At 52.8% G+C, this 26,005-nt stretch carries 21 protein-coding genes; 15 read left to right on the top strand and 6 right to left on the bottom strand.

Annotation, left to right across the window (positions count from 1 at the left end; genetic code table 11):
- Together JHL22_RS13275 and JHL22_RS13280 are read left to right on the top strand one after the other, a co-directional pair.
- A partial coding sequence (locus JHL22_RS13275; RefSeq protein ID WP_200238433.1) for an RNA-guided endonuclease InsQ/TnpB family protein occupies nt 1-518 on the top strand: 518 nt, incomplete at its 5' end.
- 145 nt (nt 519-663) lie between these two features.
- Nucleotides 664-1,335 (top strand): hypothetical protein, encoded by a 672-nt coding sequence (locus JHL22_RS13280; RefSeq protein ID WP_200238436.1) that lies wholly within the window; start codon nt 664-666, stop codon nt 1,333-1,335.
- Here the strand turns inward: JHL22_RS13280 and JHL22_RS13285 are convergent.
- Nucleotides 1,313-1,468, bottom strand: coding sequence for a hypothetical protein (locus JHL22_RS13285; RefSeq protein ID WP_200238439.1), 156 nt, complete (start codon nt 1,466-1,468; stop codon nt 1,313-1,315). The two genes, JHL22_RS13280 and JHL22_RS13285, sit on opposite strands and share 23 nt — an antisense overlap.
- Nucleotides 1,469-1,531: 63 nt before the next feature.
- The gene (locus JHL22_RS13290) at nt 1,532-2,314 is read right to left on the bottom strand and encodes an SDR family oxidoreductase (RefSeq protein WP_200238442.1); all 783 of its coding nucleotides are present in this window, start codon (nt 2,312-2,314) and stop codon (nt 1,532-1,534) included.
- 171 nt (nt 2,315-2,485) lie between these two features.
- Here JHL22_RS13290 and JHL22_RS13295 point away from each other — a divergent pair, with 171 nt between their 5' ends.
- The 8 genes from JHL22_RS13295 to JHL22_RS13330 all read left to right on the top strand — a co-directional run bounded on the left by JHL22_RS13295 (nt 2,486) and on the right by JHL22_RS13330 (nt 12,762).
- Nucleotides 2,486-3,544, top strand: coding sequence for an NAD(P)H-dependent flavin oxidoreductase (locus JHL22_RS13295; protein WP_200238445.1), 1,059 nt, complete (start codon nt 2,486-2,488; stop codon nt 3,542-3,544).
- A 360-nt stretch (nt 3,545-3,904) separates the two neighbouring features.
- Complete coding sequence (locus JHL22_RS13300; RefSeq protein WP_234041295.1) at nt 3,905-6,139, top strand: NosR/NirI family protein; 2,235 nt, start codon at nt 3,905-3,907, stop codon at nt 6,137-6,139.
- Nucleotides 6,140-6,243: 104 nt separating this feature from the next.
- Nucleotides 6,244-8,160, top strand: coding sequence for a TAT-dependent nitrous-oxide reductase (nosZ, locus tag JHL22_RS13305; RefSeq protein WP_200238451.1), 1,917 nt, complete (start codon nt 6,244-6,246; stop codon nt 8,158-8,160).
- Nucleotides 8,161-8,173: 13 nt separating this feature from the next.
- Nucleotides 8,174-9,457: a nitrous oxide reductase family maturation protein NosD gene (locus JHL22_RS13310; protein ID WP_200238453.1), complete on the top strand. Its 1,284-nt coding sequence runs from the start codon at nt 8,174-8,176 to the stop codon at nt 9,455-9,457.
- Nucleotides 9,454-10,362 carry an ABC transporter ATP-binding protein gene (locus JHL22_RS13315; RefSeq protein ID WP_200238456.1) on the top strand — a complete coding sequence of 303 codons (909 nt, stop codon included), beginning with the start codon at nt 9,454-9,456 and terminating at the stop codon, nt 10,360-10,362. Before JHL22_RS13310 ends, JHL22_RS13315 begins: the two co-directional genes overlap by 4 nt.
- Complete coding sequence (locus tag JHL22_RS13320; protein WP_200238458.1) at nt 10,359-11,189, top strand: ABC transporter permease; 831 nt, start codon at nt 10,359-10,361, stop codon at nt 11,187-11,189. The genes JHL22_RS13315 and JHL22_RS13320 overlap by 4 nt, the downstream gene beginning before the upstream one ends.
- Nucleotides 11,186-11,749, top strand: coding sequence for a nitrous oxide reductase accessory protein NosL (locus tag JHL22_RS13325; RefSeq protein ID WP_200238461.1), 564 nt, complete (start codon nt 11,186-11,188; stop codon nt 11,747-11,749). Before JHL22_RS13320 ends, JHL22_RS13325 begins: the two co-directional genes overlap by 4 nt.
- A complete protein-coding gene (locus JHL22_RS13330) occupies nt 11,749-12,762 on the top strand; it encodes an FAD:protein FMN transferase (RefSeq protein ID WP_200238464.1) in 1,014 nt (337 codons plus the stop codon). The genes JHL22_RS13325 and JHL22_RS13330 overlap by 1 nt, the downstream gene beginning before the upstream one ends.
- Before the next feature lie 90 nt (nt 12,763-12,852).
- Here the strand turns inward: JHL22_RS13330 and infA are convergent, their stop codons facing one another.
- The 4 genes from infA to JHL22_RS13350 all read right to left on the bottom strand — a co-directional run bounded on the left by infA (nt 12,853) and on the right by JHL22_RS13350 (nt 18,338).
- Nucleotides 12,853-13,134, bottom strand: coding sequence for a translation initiation factor IF-1 (gene infA, locus JHL22_RS13335; RefSeq protein WP_189384449.1), 282 nt, complete (start codon nt 13,132-13,134; stop codon nt 12,853-12,855).
- Nucleotides 13,135-13,440: 306 nt separating this feature from the next.
- Nucleotides 13,441-15,423, bottom strand: a complete 1,983-nt coding sequence (gene ftsH / locus JHL22_RS13340) for an ATP-dependent zinc metalloprotease FtsH (protein ID WP_200238467.1) — start codon at nt 15,421-15,423, stop codon at nt 13,441-13,443.
- Between the two features lie 237 nt (nt 15,424-15,660).
- Nucleotides 15,661-16,536 carry a pirin family protein gene (locus tag JHL22_RS13345; protein ID WP_200238469.1) on the bottom strand — a complete coding sequence of 292 codons (876 nt, stop codon included), beginning with the start codon at nt 16,534-16,536 and terminating at the stop codon, nt 15,661-15,663.
- Between the two features lie 239 nt (nt 16,537-16,775).
- Entirely contained in the window at nt 16,776-18,338 is a 1,563-nt protein-coding gene (locus JHL22_RS13350) for a TerC family protein (RefSeq protein ID WP_200238643.1), read from the bottom strand.
- Between the two features lie 265 nt (nt 18,339-18,603).
- Between JHL22_RS13350 and JHL22_RS13355 the strand changes: the two genes are divergently transcribed.
- The 5 genes from JHL22_RS13355 to JHL22_RS13375 all read left to right on the top strand — a co-directional run bounded on the left by JHL22_RS13355 (nt 18,604) and on the right by JHL22_RS13375 (nt 26,005).
- Nucleotides 18,604-19,029 (top strand): DUF2946 family protein, encoded by a 426-nt coding sequence (locus JHL22_RS13355; protein ID WP_200238472.1) that lies wholly within the window; start codon nt 18,604-18,606, stop codon nt 19,027-19,029.
- 296 nt (nt 19,030-19,325) lie between these two features.
- A complete protein-coding gene (locus tag JHL22_RS13360) occupies nt 19,326-21,284 on the top strand; it encodes a TonB-dependent receptor domain-containing protein (protein ID WP_200238476.1) in 1,959 nt (652 codons plus the stop codon).
- 1 nt (nt 21,285) lies between these two features.
- Entirely contained in the window at nt 21,286-25,176 is a 3,891-nt protein-coding gene (gene cobN, locus JHL22_RS13365) for a cobaltochelatase subunit CobN (protein ID WP_200238479.1), read from the top strand.
- 17 nt (nt 25,177-25,193) lie between these two features.
- Nucleotides 25,194-25,682, top strand: coding sequence for a MotA/TolQ/ExbB proton channel family protein (locus tag JHL22_RS13370; protein ID WP_189384436.1), 489 nt, complete (start codon nt 25,194-25,196; stop codon nt 25,680-25,682).
- 2 nt (nt 25,683-25,684) lie between these two features.
- Nucleotides 25,685-26,005, top strand: coding sequence for a DUF2149 domain-containing protein (locus JHL22_RS13375; protein WP_189384435.1), 321 nt, complete (start codon nt 25,685-25,687; stop codon nt 26,003-26,005).

A 26,005-nucleotide genomic window follows, 5' to 3' on the forward strand; every position in this document is an offset into this window, starting at 1 on the left:
CCAGGGCCAAAATTCAGAAGCTACATACCGGTATTGCTAATGCCCGCAAGGACTTTCTGCATAAGGCTTCAAGCCAGATCAGCCAAAACCACGCCATGATCGTGATTGAAGATTTGCAGATACGGAATATGTCCCGTTCAGCGTCCGGCACCCGCGAGCAGCCCGGTAACAACGTGAAAGCCAAATCGGGTTTGAACAAATCCATTCTGGATCAGGGCTGGGGAGAATTCAGACGACAGCTTGAATACAAGACGGCATGGAATGGTGGCTGGCTGATTGCCGTACCACCGCATCATACCAGCCAGACTTGCCCTTGTTGCGGTCATGTCTCCAAAGATAATCGCCAGACACAAGCCCAATTTCATTGCGTTGAGTGCGGATTTGAAAATCATGCCGATATAGTCGGTGCGATTAATGTTTTAAGGGCGGGACACGCCCGGTTCGCCTGTGAAGTGAGTGATGCAGTCAGGTCGCCAGCAGCAGGAACCCACCGAGGTGAGTTGGCCTCTGTGGGCTGAACACGGTAGGAATCCCCTTCCTTGGCCTCTTGGGGCCGAGCGTTAGCGAGAGGGAGGGGAGGATGTCAAGGCTGCTTTCCCATCTTGTTTCCCGCGATATAAGCTGTTATTGTTGCTTTTTTAACGAAGTATGGTGGCAAGGCAAATGAACGCTTCCGGCAAGGCATTAGTCGTATCGTTGGTAATGATTGCAGGTATTTTGACAGGCTGTGACCAGGGCGTGCCTGTTAACAGCCAACCGGTTACCGTTCATGGCGATATAGACCATTCTGAAGTGGAACTGGCTCGCGCCAAACAGGCCGAAGCACAGGCCCGGGCTGCCGAGGCCAAGGCCCGCAAAGACGAAGCCAAAGCCATTGCCGACGAAGCCCGTTTGCGCCAAAAAGAAGCCTTAAGCAAGGAAACTGAAGCAAAATCCTTGGCAGCCAAGGCTAAATCAGATGAAGAAGCTGCCCGGCTGAATGCCGAGGCCGCCAAAAACAATGCCATAGAAGCGCAGGCCAATGTAGAGCTGGCCAAGCTGAAGACGGAAGAAGCACGTTTGAAAACCGAAGAAGCCAAAGCGCGTGCCGATGAGGCAAAAACCCGTGCAGATGAAGCCCGCTTGCTGGCTGAAGAGGCCCAGGCACGGCTGGAAACCGCCAAATTGCAGCTGGAAGAAGCGCGTTTGCAAATGCCTGTGGCAGCTGCTACGCAAAACCTGGCGCCCGGTGCCAGCCTGTCTGCACCTGAAAGTCCGAATCCAGAGCCAGGCTCGCCTGCCCCAGATAGTACAGGCCTAACACCTGAGGCGGTTACGCCGGCTGAACCAGACTAGCCGCTGGCACAAACACCTGGCCGACCTTGATCAGGCTGCTGTGAATGTCAAAGGGGCCACCGGCCGCGCTTAATAAATTGCCGCAGTTGCCACCACGCATATCAGTGGCGGGAATACCGGTTTGTGATGACATAAAACAGGTAAAGGCCGGAAGCGTTATCGGTATTTAAAAACGTTTAAAAGTGGATAAGAACAATTAAAAAGCCACTGAAAGCCCGCCATCAACAGTTAGGACTTGGCCGTTAATATAGGAGGCGGCCGGAGAGGTCAGAAAAAGTACGGGGCCGATGATTTCCTCGGGTTTGCCCAAGCGTTGCAGAGGGTTGCGTTCCTGGATTTTACGCATGGTTTCCGGCTCTTTGATCAGGGATTCATTGTGTTCGGTATCAAAAATACCCGGGGCAACCGCATTGCATAAAATGCCTTCATGACCATATTCAACCGCGATGGAGCGGGTCATGGTATTAAGGGCTTGTTTGGTAATGGGGTAAATAAAATCGCCATGGCGAATGACATGACCGGCAATGGAGCTGATGGTAACGATGCGGCCATGGCGGTTCTTGCGCATAAGGTCGATGGCCGAGCGGGAAATGCCGATATTGGCCAGGATATTGGTATTGACGATATGTTCGATTTCAACCGGTGTAAGGTCGTGCAGGGTTTTGCGAATACGAATGCTGGCATTGTTGACCAGGATATCCAGGCGTCCGTACTGCTCTTCTATCTGGGTGAACGCCTCGCGCCGGGATTGGAAGTCATTAATATCAAAAGACAGCCAACTGGCCGACAGGCCCATGTTATTGAAAGCGCTGGCGGTATCTTTGGCGCGTTGCTCGTCACGGGCATGCACAAGAACGGTGGCGCCGGCATTGGCCAGACCATGGGCTATCTGGTAACCCAGACCTCTACAGGCGCCGGTCACCAGGGCAATCTGGTCTTTCAGGGAAAAAAGCTGGTTGGTGGTGCTTGTTGCATTCATGAATTGGCTCCTTGGTCCCGCTACTGGTTGTTTTGTCCAAGTATAGTGCGTATTGACTGCTTTTTAAACAGGGTAAAAACCATACTGCAGGGATAGAATTAATTCTCTTTTCATCCGGTTATGGTATTTTAAAAAATAAAACAGCAAACCGTTTTCAGGAATATTAATAACATGGCAGACAAATCTTTTTTATTACCCGGTATCCAATATCCCATTATCCAGGCACCCATGGCGGGGGTTTCCACACCGGCCCTGGCTGCGGCGGTATCCAATGCCGGCGCTTTGGGTTCATTGGGGGTGGCAGCGGTCAATACGGTGGGTGCTCGCCAAATGATTGAACAAACCCTGGCTTTAACCCATAAACCGTTTAACGTGAATGTGTTTTGTCACCGGCGAACCCCACAAAACCCACAGCAGGAACAGGCTTGGCTGGTACATCTGAAACCCCTGTTTGAGGAATTCGGTGCCACACCGCCTGCACAGCTGAATGAAATTTATGACACTTTTGTGGATAACCGGCCCATGCTGGACATGCTGCTGGCGCTTAAACCTGCCTTTGTCAGCTTTCATTTTGGCCTGCCTTCCACAGGCTATATACAGGCCCTGAAAACGGCTGGCATTACCTTGCTGGCTAGCGCCACCACCCTGGAAGAAGCCCGGCAAATAGAAGCGGCAGGCATTGATTTTATTGTGGCCCAGGGGTACGAGGCCGGTGGGCACCGGGGGGTATTTAACCCAGAGCAGGGTGATGCCTGCATGGGGACATTGGCATTGGTGCGACTGCTGGTTAAGCATTGCCGGTTACCCGTTATTGCCGCGGGGGGAATTATGGATGGCAGTGGCATTAAGGCCGTGTTAAAGCTGGGGGCTTGTGCTGCCCAGATGGGAACGGCCTTTGTGCTTTGCCCCGAGTCATCGGCCAATGCAGCTTACCGTGCCAACCTGAAGAGCGAACGGGCCTTGCATACGGCGGTTACCACCGTTATTTCCGGCCGTGCCGCCCGAGGCATGGTGAATCGCATGATGACCGACCTTGAAACGAGCACCGCACCGGCTACACCGGGCTATCCCATGACCTATGATGCTGGCAAGGCATTGATCGCCGCGGCCAATGCCAAGGGCAATTTTGAATTTTCCGCCCAGTGGGCAGGGCAAGCGGCTTACCTAGCACGTGAAATGCCGGCGGCACAACTGGTAAAAACGCTGGTGGAAGAATGGCAAGAAACCTGATTGGCAGTTCTTGACAATAGTCCAAAATCAGATTGCCCAAGTTTAACGTTAAACTTGGGTATTTTTTATTTAAAACAAAAATACTCTATAACAAATGTTTTTTGTGTTACGGAAAGTGAAATTTTGGCAAATACTTTTCCTTGATGTGGGTTAAGCATATGATATAGACTATTGTGAAAAGAGTAGTGGCTTGCGAAATATCAATCGTTCTTTCAGCTGAATCACCTAGTATGGGCTTAAATCTCATCTAACTGGATAAGAGTTTTTCCTATGTACTCTGAAAAAATACACCCGCATAACATCAAGTATTTTTTTTCAAGATTCTTAATATTGTTTGTCTTGCTTGCCGCATTGGGTGGAATGTCTGCGCCCATGGCCCAGGCTTTGCCCGAGTTTCTGGACACCCTGGTCCCTGAAGAAATTTTCCCTGGCGCTGATCGCTTTGGCCCGGCAGAAGGCAAACCCATGGTTGCCCGGGCTTATGCCAATAATAAGCAAATCGGCTATGTGTATCTTACGACGGATATTGTTAATACCAGGGGCTATTCAAGCAAGCCGATTGATGTGGTGGTTGGGTTGGATAGTAACGGTACGATTGTGGGTGCCAAACTGGTCAGGCACCATGAACCCATTGTTTTAATTGGGATTCCTCAGTCAAAAGTAGATAATTTTATCCAGGGTTATGTCGGGTTGAACATGATTACCACCCCGCGCCGGCCAAATGCCCCGCCACCGGTGGATATTATCAGTGGTGCAACGGTTACCCTGATGGTTATTGGTGACAGTATTACCCGTTCGGTCATGGCGGTTGCCCGTCATTACAATATTGGCAAACCCCATCAGGAGGTGGCGCAGGCAATTGCTGAGCCGGTACAAAAAAGAATTATAGACATGTCCCTGGATGAAACGAAATCCTGGGATGCCCTGCTGGAAGAGGGAGCAGTCCGCAATCTTCATATCTCGATTGATGACGTCAACAAGACATTCGAGCAGACCGGGCGTCAGGGAGCAATAGATAAACCTGAAAAAGGGGACCCTGACGATACTTTTATTAATCTGTATGCCGCTGTGGTCAGTGTGCCGTCAATAGGGCGCAGCCTGCTGGGTGATGCCGAGTGGAACCATTTGCGTGACCGCCTGAAACCGGGGCAACAGGCTATTTTAGTGGCCGGTGAAGGGGTTTACTCTTTCAAGGGCTCAGGTTATGTACGTGGCGGTATTTTTGACCGTATTGAAGTGATACAGCAGGAAGGCAGTTTCCGTTTTACCGACCTGAATCACCAGCGGATTGCCGATCTGATGGCGGCAGGAGCCCCTACCATTAAAGAAATCGCCCTGTTTACGGTGCCCGAATCTGCCGGTTTCTTTGAGATTACCGAACCCTGGCGTTTGCAGTTAATGGTTCAGCGCGTTCTTAACGTAAGGGAAAAAGCATTCGTCACGTTTGACCTTGATTATGAACTGCCACAGGCTTATACCATTGCCGATCCTGATGCGCCTGTCATGTCTGTCACTGCCGATAAAACGCAGCCGTCAACGACTTTGGCAACAAGCGCAACAACAGCGGCTGGTGCGCCCGCCACTGTTTCTGCCGAAGAAACCATCAGTCTGGAAGACGCCGAGGCGTATGAGCCCTTATGGAAACAAATCTGGAAATCCAAAGTTGTCCAGATCACAATTGTCGTGATCGCGCTGGTACTACTGGCCGGTGTGTTTTTCTTCCAGGAAACGCTGGCCAAACACCCTGTTTTCTATGACCGTTTCCGCCTGGTTTTCCTGACGTTCTCGCTCTTTTACATTGGCTGGTTTGCCCAGGCACAGCTGTCGGTGGTGAATGTCCTTACCTTTACCTCTTCTTTGCGCACCGATTTCCAATGGGAATACTTCCTGATGGATCCGATCGTGTTCATTTTATGGTGTGCAACGGCCATTTCCATGGTGTTCTGGAACCGGGGGGCATTTTGTGGCTGGCTTTGTCCGTTTGGATCCCTGCAAGAGTTATTGAACCGGATAGCCAAAAAAATCGGTATCAAACAGGTTAACGTCCCGCATGGCGTGCATAGCCGGATGGCTGCCATTAAATATGTCATTTTTGTGGTGTTGTTTGGGTTTTCCCTGTATGAACTTTCACTGGCCGAACAGCTGGCAGAGGTGGAGCCTTTTAAAACCGCCATTATCCTGAAATTCATCAGAACCTGGCCATTCGTGCTGTTTGCCGTGCTGTTGTTGTTGGCCGGTCTGTTTATCGAGCGCTTCTATTGTCGCTACCTGTGTCCTTTGGGGGCTGCCCTGGCCATTCCTGCCAAGATGCGCATTTTTGACTGGCTGCGTCGTTATAAAACCTGCGGTAACCCCTGCCAGCGGTGTGCCAACGAGTGTCCGGTCCAGGCCATTCATCCGGAAGGGGATATCAACCCTAATGAATGTATCCAGTGCCTGCATTGCCAAATGCTGTATCACCACGAAGAGAAATGTCCTCACCTGATACAGAAAAATTCAAAAAGAAAGAGAACCAAAGCACCGCCTCCGCAGTCCTTGCCGCAAGAAACGGTCGTCAGGTTTATACCGAATGCAGGCAAGACAGGCAATCAATAGCAAGTAATACCTGAAGCAGTAAATATGGTTTTTTAGCTGTAATGTGAAATGACACAGATATCTGAGAGGGATTAACTCTGGCGTCAAATTAAAAAGGAGTTTTTATGTCTGAGCAAAAATCGGATAAAGTGGGTCTGAGCCGTCGTTCCTTTCTGGGAACCGCTGCGCTGACAGGGGCAACGGGTCTGGTTGGTGGCGCACACCTGCCTTCTTTCGCTGCCAAAGATGACAAATCGGGAAAAGGTCTTAAATATGAAGTGGGTCCGGGTGAACTGGACGAGTATTATGCGTTTAACTCCAGTGGCCAATCAGGGGAAATACGTGTGCTGGGTTTACCTTCCATGCGTGAGCTGGTACGGATTCCCGTTTTCAATATGTGCAGTGCAACAGGTTGGGGGCGGACTAATGAAAGTCGTAAAATCCTGAACGAAAACCTGACACCTGCAACCCGGGCATACCTGGAAAGCCAGAATATGCCGGTGCTGCCCAATGGTGACGCGCATCACCCGCATATGTCATTTACCGACCAGACCTATGATGGCCGGTATGTTTTTATTAATGATAAAGCCAATAACCGTGTTGCCCGCATCCGTTGCGATGTGATGAAAACCGACAAGATTCTTGAGGTTCCAAACGTGTCGGGTGTGCACGGCTTGCGCCCGCAGCGTTACCCGCGTACGGGCTATGTGTTTGCCAATGGTGAGCATATTGTGCCCGTGCCTAATGAAGGCACCTTAATGGATGACCCCCAGAAAAACTTCTGGGCTGTTTATACCGCCATTGACGGGGACACCATGAAAGTGGCCTGGCAGGTATTGGTGGATGGCAACCTGGATAATGGTGATGCCGACTATCAGGGGAAATATTCTTTTTCTACCTGCTACAACTCCGAAAAGGGCCTGACCGTTCAGGATGCTTCGGCCAATGAACAGGACTGGTGCGTTGTTTTCAATATCAAGCGTATTGAAGAGGCCATTAAAAATGGTGACTACAAGGAAATTGGCGGGGTGCCAGTGGTTGATGGCCGTCATGGGTCCAAATACACCCGCTACATTCCCGTGCCCAACTCGCCGCACGGATGTAACGCGGCACCAGATGGTATGCATATTGTCCTGAACGGCAAGCTTTCCCCAACGGTTACCGTGCTGGATGTTAACAAGCTGGATGATTTGTTTGACGATAAAATCCAGCCCCGTGACTGCGTGGTTGCCGAGCCAGAACTGGGTCTTGGCCCGCTGCATACCGCGTTTGACGGTCGTGGCAATGCCTATACTACGCTGTTTATTGACAGCCAGATGGTGAAGTGGAATATTGACCTGGCCAAACGTGCTTTTGCCGGTGAGAAGGTTGATCCCATTATCCAGAAGCTGGATGTTCATTATCAGCCGGGCCATAACCACACTACCATGGGTGAAACCAAAGAGGCCGATGGCAAGTGGCTGGTTTCATTGAATAAATTTTCTAAAGACCGTTTCCTTAACGTGGGCCCGCTGAAGCCGGAAAATGACCAGCTGATTGATATTTCAGGCGATGAAATGAAGCTGGTACATGACGGCCCGAGTTTTGCCGAACCGCATGATATGTGTCTGGTCCATCGTTCCAAGGTGCATCCAAAACATATCTGGGACCGTAATGATCCCATGTGGGAAGACGCCCGTAAAATGGCGGAAAAAGACGGAGTAGACCTGGACAAGGCCGCCGATATTATCCGTGATGGCAACAAGGTTCGTGTTTATATGGTTGCCATTGCCCCTGTGTTCAGTATTCCTTCTTTTGAAGTCAATGAGGGAGATGAAGTCACGGTGGTTGTTACCAATATGGAAACGATCGAGGACCTGACGCACGGCTTTACCCTGGAAGGTCATGGCATTGCCATGGAAATTGGCCCTCAGGCGACTTCTTCCATCACATTTGTGGCGGGTATTCCTGGTGTGCATTGGTATTATTGCCAGTGGTTCTGCCATGCCTTACACATGGAAATGGCTGGGCAGATGTATGTCCGTCCCAAGCAGTCGGCCTGATGTGTTTAATGGCATGAAATTAAACACCAGGCACTTATTGCCAGCCGGCATTTTGCTGGCCGGCATAAGTTTTGCCCACGGCAGCCAGGCTGCCATCATTCAGCTTGTGCCCACCGATAGCCTGCAACAGGCTATTGAACAGGCACAGGCGGGTGATGTGCTGCGTCTGGCAGCAGGAGAATACAGGGGTAATGTTGTTATTGACAAGCCCCTGACCCTGGAGGGGCCTGCCGACCGGAGCGCGGTGGTGGTGGGCGCAAGAAAGGGGCGTACCGTTTGGGTGCAATCACCCGATGTAGTGGTACGCAGCCTTACGGTCACGCAGTCAGGACTGAGCCTGCCTGATATGGATGCGGGCGTTTTTCTGGATAAAACCGCTACTAAAGCATTAATTGAAAATAATGATATTTTGAATAATTCGGTGGGTGTTTATGTATGGGGGGCGCATGAGGCGCTGGTACAGAACAACCGGATTGTTGGTACGACAGAATTGCGCGTGTCAGAACGGGGCAATGGTGTGACCTTATGGAATTCTCCCGGTGCCAAAATAATCGGCAATGATATTTCCCTGGGGCGTGACGGTATTTTTTCAAATACCAGCAAGCATAACGAGTTTCGAGGCAACCGTTTTAGTGAGCTGCGTTATGGGGTTCATTATATGTACACCAATGATAGCGAGGTTAGTGAAAACGTCTCAATCGGCAACGGCATTGGCTATGCCATCATGTTTTCCGAACGTTTGAAGGTTAAAGATAATATTGCCATTGACAGCCGGAGCCAGGGAATTATGATGAACTATGCGAATGGTTCGGATATTTCAGGAAACCTGGTGATCAATGCTGAAAAATGCGTGTATTTTTACAATGCCAATAATAATGTGATTAACAGTAATCACTTTGAAGAATGCCAGATCGGCATTCATTATACCGGTGCGGCACAGGGCAACAAAATAAGCAACAATGCCTTTGTCAGCAACCAGAACCAGGTTAAATATGTGGGTTCCCGTTATTACGACTGGTCGGTGGATGGCCGGGGTAACTTCTGGAGTGATAACAGTGCTTTCGACCTGGATGGTGATGGCATTGCCGATACCGCTTACCGTCCCAACGATGTGATTGACCAGGTGATCTGGCGGGCTCCCGTTGCCCGCTTACTGTTGAACAGTCCTGCGGTTGGCGTTGTAAGGTGGGCGCAATCACAATTCCCGGCCATTTTGCCCGGTGGGGTGATTGACAGTGCGCCTGTCATGAAAATGCCCATTACACCTGCGCTGAAAAAATACAGGGAAATGCAATGAGTAGCAAATATCATGTTGTCTTGTCAGGTGTCTCCAAGGCATATGCAAAGCAGTTTGCCGTTAACAATGTAGATATACAGCTGAAAGCGGGCGAGTGTGTGGCCCTGGCCGGCCATAACGGTGCGGGTAAAAGCACCATTATCAAGTTGATCCTGGGTCTGATTCACCCTACACAGGGAAAAGTTCAGTTATTGGGACATGATGTATCAAGCCGTAGCGCGGCCCAGATCCGTGGGCAGATTGGTTATTTACCTGAAACCGTTGCCTTGCACCCCTCTTTGACCGGCGCTGAAACATTGGCTTTTTATGCCAAACTGAAAAAGCAGCCACTGGCGAATAATCCTGGCTTGTTGTCCCGTGTCGGGATAGCGCAGGCCGCCAAGCGCCGTGTAGGGACTTATTCCAAGGGAATGCGTCAGCGGCTGGCGCTTGCCCAGGCGTTGCTGGGCAATCCGCAGGTCTTGCTGTTTGATGAGCCCACCACGGGCCTGGACCCGGCCTCCCGGCAAATGTTTTATGAAATTGTGTCAGAGCTACGCAATCAGGGTTCAACCGTATTACTTAGTACGCATGCATTGGCAGAGCTTGATGGTCAGGCTGACCGTATTATTGTCATGAAAAATGGATCCAAGATTGCCGATGGCAGCATGTCTGAATTGCGTCAGCAAAGCGGGTTGCCCATCCGGATTCGTATAGCCTTAACACCCGGCTCTGAAAGTGCCGGGAAATTGCCGCCCGTATGGCGTAAACATAATGAATCTGCTTATGACCTTCATTGTTCCGAACAGGATAAAGTCCAGGCCATATGCAGTCTGGGCCATATCAATGGGATCAATAATATAGAAATACATACACCCAGCCTGGATGATATGTATGCGCACTTCCTGCGGAGGGAAGATGTATGAACGCTGTTTTTATTATTACCGGTAAAGAAATCCGTGATGGCATGCGCAATCGCTGGGTACTTGCCACTACCGTTTTATTGGCCATGCTGGCTTTGTCCCTGGGGTTTATGGGCAGCTCACCCACCGGGGCCGTTAAGGTGGACCCGTTAACCGTCACGGTTGTCAGCTTGTCCAGTCTGTCTATTTTCCTGATTCCCCTGATTGCCATGCTGCTGTCTTATGATGCCATTGTTGGAGAGATAGACAGGGGAACGATGGCATTGCTGCTGAGTTACCCGGTTGCCCGCTGGCAGGTGGTGATTGGCAAATTTCTGGGTCATCTGTTTATTTTGGCCCTGGCCACCATATTTGGTTACGGCCTGGCCGGTATTACCCTGCAGCTGGTGCATGGTACGGTTAATACCAGTGCCTGGGAACCGTTTGTATTTTTAATCATCGCCAGTATTTTGCTGGGAGCCAGTTTTCTGTCCATGGGATATTTAATCAGTACTCTGGTTCGTGAAAGAGCCACTGCGGCGGGTATTGCCATTGGGGTGTGGTTGTTTTTTGTGGTTATTTTTGATATGGCCCTGCTGGGCGCACTGGTTGCCGATACCCAACAAACGCTAACGGCATCCGTTGTGAATATGGTGCTTTTGTTTAATCCGGCTGATGTCTATCGTTTGCTGAACCTGACGGGCTATGAAAATATTTCGATGTATGCAGGCATGGCGGGCTTAAGCGAGCAGATTGACATGAGCAGGCATGTACTGATGGTGGTGCAGTTATTGTGGATTGTTATTCCCTTTGCGCTGGCCACTTTCTTTTTCAGGAAGAAACAGATATGAAGCGGTCTTTCTTGAATGCAATGGTACTGGCAGCTGTGTTGCTGGCAGGGTGCGGAAGCGAAGGCGGTCCGGCATCAGCACCACCTGCTCCAAAAATGGTTACCACAGATGTGGTTGGGCATTATTGTTCCATGAACCTGTTTGAACATCAGGGCCCCAAAGGCCAGATTCACGTTAATGGCGCTAGTGAGCCGGTTTGGTTTTCTACAATCCAGCAAGTATTTGCGTATACGCTTTTACCCGAAGAACCCAAGGGCCTGAGTGCTATTTATGTGAATGATATGGGGGCGGTTAGCGATTGGTCTCAAAAAGGGGCCAATGATATCTGGATTGATGGTTATAAGGCATTTTATGTGATTGAGAGCCAGTTTGTGGGTGGCATGGGCGGCGAAGATGCCTTGCCTTTTGCCGATGAAACCAAGGCAAAAGCGTTTACCAATGCCTATGGCGGTCGGGTGGTAACATTTGAGACCATGCCCGAAACCTATATCCTGAACTATGACGGCGTTATACAGACGCCTGTTATGGATGGCACTCTTTCACCAACCGGAGCAAACTGATGAAAACATTTACCCCGTCACGTCGTCGTTTTATTGGCATATTTGCCGCTTCAGCCGGTTTGGGCATGATGCCCTGGATGGTGCGCAAGGCATCGGCCCTAACACTTGAGCCGGCCGTTTGGCGTGGAATTGCATTGGGTGCGGATGCCGAGTTGCATATTTATCATGCCAGTGCAAAAAAAGCCCGGCAGCTAATAGAGCTGGCGGTGGCCGAGGTGCGCCGGCTGGAAAACATATTCAGTTTATATCAGGAAGACAGCGTTTTAAGCCAGCTTAACCGGGACGGGTTTATTGATAACCCACCGGCCGATTTTATACGTTTGCTTAGTGACAGCAAATATTTCAGCACACTGACTTCGGGTGCGTTTGATCCTAGCGTACAGTCTTTATGGAAGCTGTATGCCGAGCATTTTACCCGGAATCCGGGCGCAACCCATGAACCCGATGCGGCAGAAATCAGGCGTGTGCTGAGCCTGGTTAATCATCGCCAGATTTATATTGAAGACCGGCGTGCCGGATTCCTGATGCCGGGAATGGCCTTGACCCTGAATGGCATTGCACAGGGTTACATTACCGACCGTGTCACGCAACTGCTGCGCCAGGCCGGACTGGATCGGGCGCTGGTGGACATGGGGGAAATACGTGGGCTGGATGTGAACGAGAGTGGGCCAGACTGGAAGGCCGGTATTCGTGACCCTGAACAGGCAGGGCGGATCCTGGCAACCATCCCCCTGAAAAATGAGGCGCTTTCTACCTCGGGGGGCTATGGCACAACGCTTGATGAAGCGGGTAAATTTACCCATCTGTTCAACCCGCTAAGCGGTGCCTGCCAGCCGGCATATCGCAGTGTTTCAGTACGGGCACCCAATGCGACAACGGCAGATGCTTTGTCAACCGCATTTTCTGTTATGTCATTGGATAATATTAAAGCCGTCGTGAACCAATTGCCGGGTGTTGGTGTTTGGTTGTTAATGCCAGATGGTACGCAAAACCGATTTGGTCAGACAGCCTGAATAACAAACAAACTCCGTTTTTTAACGGAGGTTTGTTGTTGGTTTAAAAACCGGTTTAAAGACATGTGGGTTTGGCATGTTGAGCGGGTTTTAGCGACGGTTGCGTGGTTTGTTGTTATTGCGGGTTGCAGCGGCACCGTTTGCAGGGCGGCCAGGCAAGTGTCTAAAGGTAATACGGCCTTTATTCATGTCGTAAGGTGACATTTCAAGGGATACTTTGTCACCAGCCAGAATGCGGATATGGTGTTTGCGCATTTTTCCACCGGTGTATGCAATTAGCGGGTGGCCGTTTTCCAGGGTGACGCGAAAACGGGAATCAGGTAGTACTTCGGTTACCAAGCCATTCATTTCTATTAATGCTTCTTTGGCCATAGATTAATCTCCTGTGTGATTGAAAATAACATGCATATGCGGCCTTGGCCGTAAGCTTAAAAAAAAGCGGTATGCGTAGATAGGCGCTGTGGCGCTGGCGGATATCGGGATGTAGCGTTTTTCCGCAATGGGAAAAGAGGTATAGCGTATAGCTGCCTGGCGTTAACCAGGTTCAGGGGTGAATTCTTTAAATATTAAACAATTAATATTTTTGAATAAACGGTTAGGTTAATGATACCCGTTGAATATTACGCCATCATAACGACGACAATGCACTATTATATCATACTTGACGTTGTTTGTTAACTACAGCTTGGCCTGGTTAGGCAGGTCTTTCAGGGCAGGTGCAGGGGGCAGGCCGGTCACATCCAGGATTTCATGCTCATCCAGGGTTTCGCGCTCTAATAGTGCAGTGACCAGGGCATCCAGTTGGGGGCGATGATCGCGTAGCAATTGTTTGGCCTGTTCGTGGCTGTTATTGATGATTTTATGGACTTCTTCATCAACCAGGGCGGCGGTTTGTTCGCTGACGGCATCAAGCTGTCGCTGGCCCATCCCCAGGTATTGGTTCTGGCGGGCAGCCAGTTTTACCATGCCCAGTTTTTCGCTCATGCCCCAGCGGGTCACCATGTTGTGGGCCAGGTCGGTCGCCTGTTCAATGTCATTTTCAGCGCCGGTGGTTTTGGTGCCGTAAACGATTTCTTCGGCAGCCCGTCCGCCCAGCATGCCAATAATACGTGCCCGCAAGTAGGCTTCGGGGTAGTTGTAGCGGTCTGCCGGCGGGCGCTGGTAGGTAACACCCAGGGCTTGGCCGCGAGGCACGATGCTAACCCGGTTGACGGGATCGGCGCCGGGCACGACCAGGCCAAGAATGGCATGACCACTTTCATGATAGGCAATCCGCTCACGATCGGCCGGGCTCAGGATAATGGGGCGTTCGGGGCCCAGAATGATTTTTTCAAGAGAGTCAATAAAGTCTTTCAGGTGGATTTCATGCTGCCCGCGCTTGGCCGCCAGCAGGGCGGCTTCATTGCACAGGTTTTTAAGATCGGCCCCCGACAAGCCGGGTGTGGTGGCGGCGACTTCCATTAAGTCTGCATCTTGTGCCAGGGGTTTGTTACGGGTATGCACCTGCAAAATGGCTTCGCGACCGATTTTATCGGGCAGGTTCACCACCACCCGGCGATCAAAGCGGCCGGCTCTTAACAGGGCCTTGTCCAGAATTTCCGGCTGGTTGGTGGCGGCCAGCACAATGACTTCTTCCTTGCCGGAAAATCCATCCATTTCAGTCAGGATCTGGTTAAGTGTTTGTTCCTGTTCGCTGGCTCCGCCCATGACGGCCTGGCCCCGGGCACGGCCGATAGAGTCAATTTCGTCAATGAAAATGATGGATGGTGCATGTTCGCGGGCCTGCTTGAATAAATCCCGCACGCGGGCCGCGCCCACACCGACAATCATTTCAACAAATTCAGAACCGCTCATGGAGAAAAAGGGAACCTGGGCCTCGCCGGCAACGGCTTTGGCCAGCAGTGTTTTACCGGTACCCGGTGCGCCCACCAGTAATATACCCCTTGGGGCAGTGGCACCCAACGCCGTGTATTTCTTGGGGTTTTTCAGGAAATCAACAATTTCAACCAGTTCGTTTTCGGCCTCATCAATACCGGCCACATCTTCAAATGTGATTTTTTTATCCTGTTCGTGATCATAGCGGCGGGCCTTGCTTTTGCCCATGCCAAACATGCTGCCGCCCAATGCCCCGCCGGCCTGTTTTGAGGCGCGCCGGTAAAGCCATACGTAAAAGAAAATAATAAGCAGTACCGGCCCAAAGCCGAACAGCAGGCTGGTCAGGGAACTGCTGCCGTCCTGGATGGGGGTGGCGCTAATGTTGACATTATGGTTGGCCAGAAAGGAGGCAAGCCCCGGGTCGGTGAAGTCGGGTACAACGGTCGAGAACGCCGTGACATTACGGGGCGGTTCTGAGGCTGCTTGCTGGGCAGTACCTTCGGCCAGAGGCAGGGTGACCGGATGGTTGAATTGCCCCTGGATGATTTGGCCCTGATTGTGAATGGACAGGACATTGCCATTGGCAACCTGTTCTTTAAACGTGGTGTAAGGTACTGGCACTGCCTGGTTGGCATCCGGCAAAAACCATTGAGTGACCAGATAATTGCCAACCAGAATCAGCAAAATAATGAGCCAGAAATTGCGTTGCGGCAGCCGGGGCGCGCCGGGGCGTCCCGGCGTATTGTTAAATGAGTTGCCTGAAGAAGAATTATTGCCGTTTTTCATCGTGCGTTGATTGCTCTGGAATTGTTATGGGGCAGAGGCCTTGCGGCTTTGCCTGAAGGACTCTTTCAGTGAAATAAACGGGGGAATCGTTTATGCCTATCATAGCATTGAAAATGTATCTTCATGCTACGATCAGGTTGGCGGGTTATTGGCCATCTGATTGACGAAACAATATATTCAAAGTCAAAGGCTAATCCAGATCACAGGTTGTGAAAAAATGCAGGTTCTCCTGTTGCGTCAGGATGCGGCTTCAGCAAAATTGCCGTCACGGAAATCCTGCAGGGCCTGGTGCAGTTCTTCCTGGGTATTCATGACAAACGGTCCGTACTGGGCAATTGGCTCATTCAGGGGCTGACCGGCAATTAACAGTACCCGTGCATCGGCACCGGCCTGAATGACGACACCATCGGCCTGGTTATTGTTTTCCAGGATGGCCATGCGCTGGACCGGCACCGCTTTGCCTTCAATGGATACGTTGCCACGGTACACATAAACGAAAGCGTTATGGGTGGCGGGCAGGGACTGCACGAAACGGCTGCCCGCCGGCATATGCAGGTCCAGGTAAAGTGGCTCGGTGGTTTCACGCGTAACGGCACCGGCTACACCATGGCTGCTGCCAGCAATAACCGTTACGTCAACGCCTTCCGGTGTGCTGAATTTGGGCAGTTCTTCGGCTTTAATGTCCCGGTACCAGGGTTGGGTCATTTTGTTGCGGGCAGGCAGGTTCAGCCAAAGTTGAAAGCCTTCCATAAGCCCTTCTTCCTGTTGCGGGATTTCAGAATGAATGACGCCCTTGCCAGCCACCATCCACTGCACGCCGCCATTTTCCAGCAGGCCTTCGTTGCCGGCGCTGTCACGGTGTTGCATGCGTCCGGCAATCATGTAGGTAATGGTTTCAAAACCACGGTGCGGGTGGTCGGGGAAACCGGCAATGTAGTCGTCGGCTTTATCGCTGCCAAAATTGTCCAGCATCAGGAACGGGTCAAGCCGGCGTTGCAGGTTTTGGGTAAGCACCCGGGTCAGCTTGACGCCGGCGCCATCAGAGGTGGCCTGGCCGGCAACAATATGTTCTACCTTGCGAGGGTAGGTAACGGTGCTGTGGTTGGTGTTCATGTTGTACTCCTTGCCGGTATATTGCACTTGCAGGGTGCTGCTTGCAATGCCGGAAATTGGGGGATTAATCGTATTATTCCACTATACACAAGACATCAGTATTGAAAAACCACCAAAATGGACCAGATTGTTTCACAAGAGGAACAATGGGTGCCAGCAAAGTGGTTAATAAAAATTACCTTGCAACATCTGCTTTCAGTGACCCACTAGCAGGGTGACCCGGAAGAGCGTTTGCGGCATCAGGAGTCAATCGAATCGGGCTGGTCCAGTTTGCGTATGTGAACGGTTGCAATGCGTTGTTCTTCAAGACTTGCAATACGGAACTCGAACTGCTCATGGGTCAGGGTTTCACCTTCCAGGGGCAGGCGGCCGAAGCGGTTAATCACATAACCGCCCAAAGAGGCATAGTCACCTTCTGCGCTAACCAGCCCTTCTGTCTGCAAGGCGATTTCCAGCTGATGCAGGTCAGCACTGCCTGCCACCGTCCATTGCCCGGGTCCGGTCGCCTGGATTTCCATGGTTTCGTCTTCATCGGGGAATTCACCGGCAATTGCCTCAAGAATGTCGATGGGTGAAACCACGCCTATGAGTTCGCCAAACTCATCACTGACCAGGACGATTTGTCCGCTGGCGCTACGCAAAGTTTCGATCAGGTTGATGGCCGTGATGGATTCAGGCACGTAGACTGGGGTGCGCAGACTGTTTCTCTCATTGATTTTGCCATCACGGATCAGGTCGCCAAGCAGGTCTTTTACACGCGCTACACCAATGACGTTGTCAAGCGAACCGCGGCAGACCGGGAAGTAGCCATGGGGCACTTCAAGCAGTCTTTCACGGATTTTTTCAGGTTCTTCATCCAGATTCACCCAGGAAATATCCGAGCGGTGCGTCATGATGGAGCGTACGTTGCGTTCGGCCAGCGTCAGGACACCACTGACCATGCTGCGCTCTTCCGGGGCAAAGGCGGCGGGTAGCATGATGTCGGGCGTATTGGCCAGTTCACCGGTGTGTTCCTCTTGTGACTGGCGCCCACCCAGCAGGCGCAGAACCGCCTTTGAGGTGCGCTCACGCATGGGAAAACGGGCCTGTTCCTTGACCGTATTGCGTTGGGCTACCTGATTCAGGGCCTCTATCATGATAGAAAAGCCAATGGCCGCATACAGATAGCCTTTGGGCAGATGAAAGCCCAGGCCTTCGGCGAACAGGCTTAAGCCAATCATCAGCAGGAAGCTCAGGCACAGTACGACAACCGTTGGATGTGCGTTCACGAAACGGGTTAACGGTTTGGAGGCAACCAGCATGACACCGATGGAGATAATTACCGCGGCCATCATGACCGGTAACTGGTCTACCATGCCAACGGCGGTGATGACAGCATCCAGGGAGAATACGGCATCCAGTACCACAATCTGTGTGACGACCACGCCAAAGCTGGCGTAGCCGCCGGAAGCCGGCCCCTTATGGGAGACCCCTTCAAGACGCTCATGAAGTTCTGTTGTTGCCTTGAAAAGCAGGAACAGGCCACCTACCAGCAGGATTAGGCTGCGGCCTGAAAACCCCTGACCGAAGAGGCTGAACAGCGGGGTGGTTAGTGTAACGATCCATGAAATGACCGAAAGCAGGCCCAGGCGCATGATGAGTGCCAGGCTAAGGCCAATGACCCGGGCCCTGTCCCGCTGGTGTGGCGGCAGTTTTTCTACCAGGATGGCGATGAAAATAAGGTTGTCTATGCCAAGGACGATCTCTAGCACGACCAGCGTGGCAAGACCGATCCAGATGGCTGGATCCATGAGTAGTTCAATCATTGTAAAAGACTATTGAGGTTTGGCTGGCGTGGGCCAGCGCCGTACTGGGAGGTTCTAGGTCAGAAGCCATGGGGCATGTTCAAATGAAATACGAAGTGGATAAATGGTTGAAAAGAATCATTGTTTTATTGTTACATAATCCTAGCACGCGATTATGACAATTACAAGATACAAACATGACGGGGCTGGTGAGGACGGCTTGGTCGGTATTTTTTAATTTCCTCTTTTGGAGGAGCCGGTGAATATGCTATAGTCACGCCCTATGCGAAGCCTTCAACGCCCTCTTCGACATAAAGTTACCGATGCCTGGCAAATTTTATTTTTCCTGGCGGCGCTGTCGTTTTTGTGCCGGGCGCTGATTCCTGCCGGATACATGCCCGATTTTTCAGGTGCGCGTGAGGGCAAGTTTTCCATTACCATTTGTACCGCTACCGGCACCAACACCATACTGGTGGACGCAAACGGGGAGCTTGTTGAGCCATCATCGGGTGACTATCCCGACAATCAGGATTGTGCATTTTGCCTTGTAGCATCGCAAACATTAATGCCTGCCCCGGAAATGCCCGCGTTGGCGGTTTTCCTAACATCCCGTCCTGTCTCTTTGCCGCATGCCAATCATGCGCTCCCCCCGCTTCCTGCCCAGGGTCCGCCACTGGGCTCGCGCGCTCCTCCTTTAAACCTCGGTTAAGTCTTCGTCTGTGATTGTGTCCGTATCAATCACGCTTTAACGGTAGTTTTTCCGAGGTTTTTTTATGTTTATTTTTCATTCCGGTGCCTGTCTCAGGCGGGCCGTGTCATTGCTTTCTTTTGCGTCTTATTCCCAGGTCATGTTTACGCCTGGACAGTAAGCCTTTGCAGGGGCTGGTGAACCTGTAAGTACATCGCAACAGGCATTCAGTCAGATTTCGTCAAGATCCGGCATCATCCTTGAGTTGCGCCCGGTTTGCGTTACTTATAAACATAAATAGATATAAAAATTAACAAATGACAAATTTTAAACCAGTTTTCTTATCACGCTATCGCCTGCCCGTGCAGGCATTTCCTGCGTTGGCAGGTGTCATATTGGGTACCGTCTGGGCCAATACCAGCGCAGCCAGTGTTACGCAGCTGGCGCCCATTGTGGTAACGGCATCTGCAAGCGAGCGCTTGTTGGAAGATGCGCCAGCCAGTGTCACGGTGCTAAGTAGCGAAGAATTGAGCCGTCGGCCAATTTATAATGTGGCCCAGGCGGTAGAAGGAACGCCCGGTGTGAACTTGAGCAGCGTTGGCATTAATGGCAAGGGTATTTCAATCCGTGGCATGAAAACAGACCATACCCTGGTTCTGTATGATGGCATGCGCATCAACCAGTCGGGGCCGCTTATTTACGGTTCGGATTTTGAGCACGGATGGATGCCCGCAGAAGCCATTGAGCGTATTGAAATTGTTCGTGGCCCCATGTCTTCGTTATATGGCTCCGAGGCGCTTGGTGGTGTGGTTAACGTTATATCACGGCGCGCCACCGATGAATGGGTTAACGTCTTTTCTGCCGATGGCGTTTTCCCCCGCAACAGCCGGGGCGGTGACCGGCACCGTATGGGGGCCTATATTTCAGGCCCCTTGATACAGGACGTGCTTGGCTTGACGGTCTCCGGGCAATATCAACACACACAAGCCCTGTACGCCCCCGAAAGTGCGACGCCTACGGCCTTTCATGAAACTTCCATGGGGTACCGGAAAGACCTGCTGGGTACGGTGGGTTTAACTTGGACGCCCGATGACAGGCAACGCCTGGATGCCACGATGAGTGTCGGTAAAGAAGACCGCTGGCGTCACAGTACCACTTACCGTTCAGACGACAATATCCGCCGGCAGCGCCTTTCTCTGTCACACACCGGAGACTGGGACTGGGGGAAAAGCGAAATCAAGCTGTACCGTTCCAACCTTAAGCGTGTTAATGACCGGACAGATGGTGGTAGCACCGGCCCGCACCAGTTTACCGATAAGGTTGCCAGTGGCATGGTCAGCTTTGAACCTTTGCATGGGCACACGGTGACGTTGGGTGGCGAATTGCGCAAGGAAATCCTGGAAGATCCTACCGTGAATGCATCCGGCCGGGAAAGTGCCACCCACAAGGCTTTTTTCCTGCAGGATGAAATGATGCTGGGCGAAAACTGGGAGTTGTTGCTGGGCAGTCGTTTCGACCATCATCCCAATTATGGCTGGCAGACCAGCCCGCGTGCTTATGTGCTGTATCACTTCAATGATGAACTTGTTTTCAAGGGTGGTGTGGGCAAGGGGTTTCGGGCGCCTACGCTTAAACAGCTGTCGCCAGGTTATCGCGGCTCATGGGGGCGGGGCTCGGAGATATTCGGTAACCCCGACCTGAAGCCCGAAACCTCGGTGTCGTATGAAGCGGGTTTTGATTATACCGGTGACCGCTGGCAAGCTAATGCCATGCTGTTCCTGAACCAGGTGGAAGACCTGATTGATACCAACTGTGTTGCCGGGTGTGCCGACCGGAGCAAAACCTATGAGTACGTCAATATAAACAAGGCCCGTATTAGCGGCCTGGAAGTGGGTTTTGGAGTGGAGCTGCCCTGGCAGCTTCAGCTGAATGCCAACTATACCTATCTGGATGCCGTAGACCGAAGCAGCAAAACGCGTCTGACTGACCGTCCGCGCCATGTCGCCAATGCCACCCTGAACTGGCAGCCGGCCGATGACTGGGATGCCAGCCTCAGGTGGCAGTATGTCGGTTCCCAGCGCACGACAAGCGCATCAGGCTATCAGCCGGCTTATTCAATCCTTTCCCTGTACGGCAGTTACGATGTCAACCGGCATGTGACCCTGCATGCAGGCATCGAAAACCTTACCGACAAGCGTCTGGCCGATGAGTCTGCAGACTATGTGCTCAGTGATGAAGGACGTCGCCTGTTTGTTGGCGTGGAAATGAGGTTCTGACATGATGCGTAAACTGACTCTTCTTAATCTATGGATATGGTGGTGTGTGGGTGTTGCCGGGCTGGTACCGGCACAGGCTGCGGCCGAAGTTTCTGCTCCGCTTGTCAAGGTGGTCACCAACCGGTCGGTGCTGCCGGCCAAGTTTCAGGTGCTGGCACCAATCGCCAAGCGTGCCGGCGTCCGGCTTGAGCATGTGGACGTTGGCACGGCAGGTGCCCCTGCCGGACAATGGTTGCCGGGCGCCAGTTTGGTTGTCCTGGATACGCCGCGCCCCAGTGCCCGTGCCGAAGTGGACGGTGCGATTGGTCAAAGCCTGCAAACGGGTGATGTCCCCTGGCTCAGGGTTGGCGGCCGTGTTGAAGACTTTGGCGGCATGACGGCCGAACAGGCCCGGCAATTGTCAGCTTATTACACCAACGGCGGGGCCGGTAATTTCAGGCTGTTTTTCCAGGCTGCCAAAGACCTGGCCCAAGGCCGTTCCATTGCGTCGTTGCCAGCTGCCGAACAAGTGCCCGAGACCGGTTTTTATCATCCGGCCGCCCCGCAAGTATTCGAGTCGCCTGAGCCTTATTTGGCCTGGGCCCGGGCACGCATGCCCCAGGCTGTTGGCCAGCTTGCTTTCCTGATTCACAATGGGGTGGTTAGTGATATGCAGACGCAGCTTATTGATGCCCTGATTGCCGCATCTGAAGCCAGAAACATCTTGCCTGTTGCCTTCTGGTATGACAGTAACGACCCCAAGGCATTGACGAAGGTTATCAAGCCGGCCGGTGCCGATGCGATGGTTAATATGCGCATGACGCAAAACAGCGCCGAGCGGGCTGCCGAACTGGCGCAACTGGACATCCCTGCCATCCAGACCTTGACCTATCGTGAGGGTGATCAGGCGCAATGGCTGGCAGCGCCCAGCGGTGTGGCACAAAGAGTGGTGCCGATTTTTATGGCCATTCCCGAAACCTGGGGCATGAGCGATCCCATGGTACTGTCTGCCCTGCAGGACGGGGCGGCAGTTCCCATGGCCGAACAGGTGGATGGTTTGCTGGATAAACTGCGCAAGTTAATTGAGTTACGCCGCAAGCCTGCCAGCGACAAGCAGCTGGCGCTGATGTTCTGGAATTATCCGGCCGGAGAGCGCAATTTTGGCGCCTCACACCTGAATGTCCCGCTTAGTATTGAAAATATTACCCAGGCGCTGAATCAGGCCGGCTATGATGTTGATCCGGTGGATGAAGCCGGCATGATTGAAAAGGGTCAGGCCATGCTTTCCATGCTGTATCGAAGCAGCCAGCCAGAAGATTTGCTGGCCCGTGACTTGGCGGCAGTGTTGCCGGTTGCGCAATACCAGGCATGGCTGGACAAACTGCCAGCCGGGCCACGCGAGGGTATGGCGGTCTGGGGGAATCCGGCAGACCATTGGGCGGTTCGCACGGTAAATGGCGTGCCCGCGTTTGTGATTCCCAGAATGAAGTTGGGCAAGCTGGTTATCATGCCACAAATGCCAAGAGCTGCGCAAATGGGCAGCCATTATCACGATGAGTCGATGGCGCCCGATCATTTGTATATGGCCGCCTACCTGTGGCTGCAAGCGTCTTTCAGTGCGGATGCCCTGATCCACCTGGGCACGCATGGCACCCAGGAATGGTTGCCAGGCAAAGACCGGGGGCTTTCCATGCGCGATTATCCCTTTCTGGCGCTGGGGAGTTTGCCTGTTTTTTATCCCTATATCCAGGATAACGTGGGTGAGGCGCTGCAAACGCGACGCCGGGGCAGGGCGGTGTCCATCAGTCACCAAACACCACCTTTCGCGCCCGCAGGGCTTTACGATGAATTGCGTGATATGCACAATCTGGTTGAAGAGTATGAGCAGCTGGACGAAGGGGCCGTGCAGCAGACGGTCATGGAAAAAATCCTGGCCGCAGCCCGGGATTCCAGCATGATTCAGGATTTGGACTGGGAAGAACGCCAGGCCCGTGACGATTTTTCCGGGTTTTTGCAGGTCTTGCATAACCATTTGCATGCGCTGGCCCAAACTGCCATGCCGCTGGGGCTGCACCGTTTTGGCCAACCTGCCTCAGCGGAACACCGGCTGGCCGTGGTCATGCAGCAATTGGGCCAGCCATTTTATGATGCACTGGGCTTGTCGGACGAACTGTTTGTGGAAGATTTCACGCAGCTGCAGGCCAGTGTGCCGTACCAAACCCTGAACCGTTACCTGCGTGAGGGGGAAGACATGGCAACGGCCGCACCCGGGCTTCAGGAACATTTATTACGCGCCCTGGAACTGGACGCGGGCCTGGCTGATACCGGTGAAATGGAAGCATTATTAAGCGGGTTGTCGGGTGGCTTTGTGCTACCCGGGCCGGGTGGTGACCCCATACGCCGTCCGGGTTTGGCCAGCGGCCGTAACCTGTATGCGCTGGAACCCGATAAATTGCCCACGCCGTCCGCTTATGAAAGCGGGGGTGTGGCACTGATGCAATTGGCAGACACGTATCGCAACGAGAACCAGGGGGCCTGGCCCAAGCGTCTGGCATTCAGCCTGTGGGCAGGCGAAGCGGTACGCCATCAAGGCATTACCGAAGGGCAGATTTTGCATGCATTGGGCTTAAAACCGGTGTGGGCGCGCAATGGCCGGATTTCCCGCCTGGACATTATTCCCGCCGCTACCCTGGGCCGGCCGCGTATAGACGTTGTTATCCAGGCAACGGGGGTTTACCGGGACCAGTTTGACGGCTTTATGCGCTTGCTTGCCGAGGCCATGAACCAGCTTGCGGAACTGGATGAGCCCGATAACCCGATTGCGGCCAATACACAGCGGATTACGGACGAGCTGCTGGCAGCAGGCATGCCGGCAGACGAGGCCGTACAGGCTGCCCGTTACCGGATATTCAGCAGTGCACCTGGCAATTACGGCACAGGCCTGCCTGGCATGATGCAGCAATCCACCCAATGGAAAGGGGATGATGAACTGGCCGGGCAGTTCCTGAACCGCATGCAATATGCTTATGGCAGCGAGGGTTGGGCCATCAAGCCCTCTTCAACCAACCTGCTGGCGGCCCAGTTGCGGGGCACCGATGCGGCGGTCATGTCGCGCACGTCAAATATACATGGCGTGCTTTCCACCGACCATCCCTTCGAGTTCCTGGGCGGGCTGTCGGTGGCGATTCGCCATCTGGATGGCAAAAGCCCGCCGCTGTATATTTCCGATTTGCGCAAAAAAGAACCTAAAACCACTTCCATGCAAGCCTTTCTTGCCAATGAAATGCGGGTCAGATACCTGAACCCGCACTGGATAGAAAGCATGCGAAATGAAGGCTATGCCGGCACGCTGGAGGTGGTGGATACGGTTAATAACCTGTTTGGCTGGCAGGCCGTAGACCCTGCCACGGTGCGACCCGACCAGTGGCAGGCAATCTTCGATACCTATATTGAAGATACGCGCGAACTGGGCACAAACGAATGGTTTGAGCAGCACAATCCCACTGCCCAGGCACAGGTGCTGGAACGCATGGCCGAAGCCATTCGCAAGGGTTATTGGGATGCGCCCGAAGCCACCCGGCAGGCGCTGGCCGAGCGCTGGAACGAACTGGAGCAACAGTTTAATGCCACGGCGGGTGACCCGCTGACACGGACATTCGTGGCGGACATGGCCCAGGGGTTTGGCCTGGCGCAAGCGGCTGCTGAGGCGGATGCCGCAACGCCTGATGCCGCTTCTGCGGCCGATGCCCAGGCGCAGTCAGCGGTCAGTGGCCAGCTTATGCAGCCAGTGGAAACGGCACCGCCTTTGTTTCCCTGGATGCTGGTTTTTTCACTTGCCCTGTTGGGGGCGGCCACCTTGTATGGCGGCCTGCGCCAATGGCGTGGGGCCCATACAAGGTCTGCACACGCATAATTTTTTTGGAGTATTAAATGAACTTTCTTGAATCGGGCCTGTATGAACTTGCCGGGCTTTTCCTTGCACCCGTACTTGTAATGATTTTGCTTTGCCTGTTGTATTCCTTTGCCTCGCTGGGCGGTTTTGCCGTTGAGTGGTGGCAACGGCGCCAGCAACGCGCGCAATCGGTGCTGCACCAGCAGCATGCCAGGCATGGCGGCACTGCCGATGACTTGGAACTATGGATTATGCACCGCCTGGAGCTGTTGCGTATTGTATCGCGCACGGCACCCATGCTGGGTTTGATTGCCACCATGATACCCATGGGCCCGGCCTTGCTGGCGCTTGGCGGGGGCAATGCGGCTGGTGTGGGCGAGAACCTGGTCACGGCTTTTTCAGCGGTTATTCTGGCATTGATTGCGGCCAGCGTTACGTTTTCCATCTTGACGGTACGGCGACGCTGGCTGTTGCAGGAACTGCGTGAGCTGGAACGCCAGGGCTTGCTTGTGGCACAGGAGGCCTGAACATGCGATTTCTGGAATCTGATGATGCAGATGATCCCATCCTTTCGGTGGTTAACATGATTGACCTGTTTCTGGTGGTGATAGGGATTTTAATGGTGGTGGTTGCCCTTAACCCGCTTAATCCGTACGCCGCCCAGGATGTGATTGTGATTGAAAACCCCGGCAAGGCCAATATGACCATGACCATTAAAGAGGGTGAAGAGCTGACCCGTTATGAGTCTAATGGTGAAATCGGGCAGGGGCAGGGCATCAAGGCCGGCATTACCTACCGGCTGGATGACGGGCGCATGATTTATGTGCCCGAAACGGCTGTTGCCCAGTAA

The sequence above is a fragment of the Advenella mandrilli genome, from assembly GCF_016595155.1.
In the GTDB taxonomy this organism is placed as follows: domain Bacteria; phylum Pseudomonadota; class Gammaproteobacteria; order Burkholderiales; family Burkholderiaceae_B; genus Advenella; species Advenella mandrilli.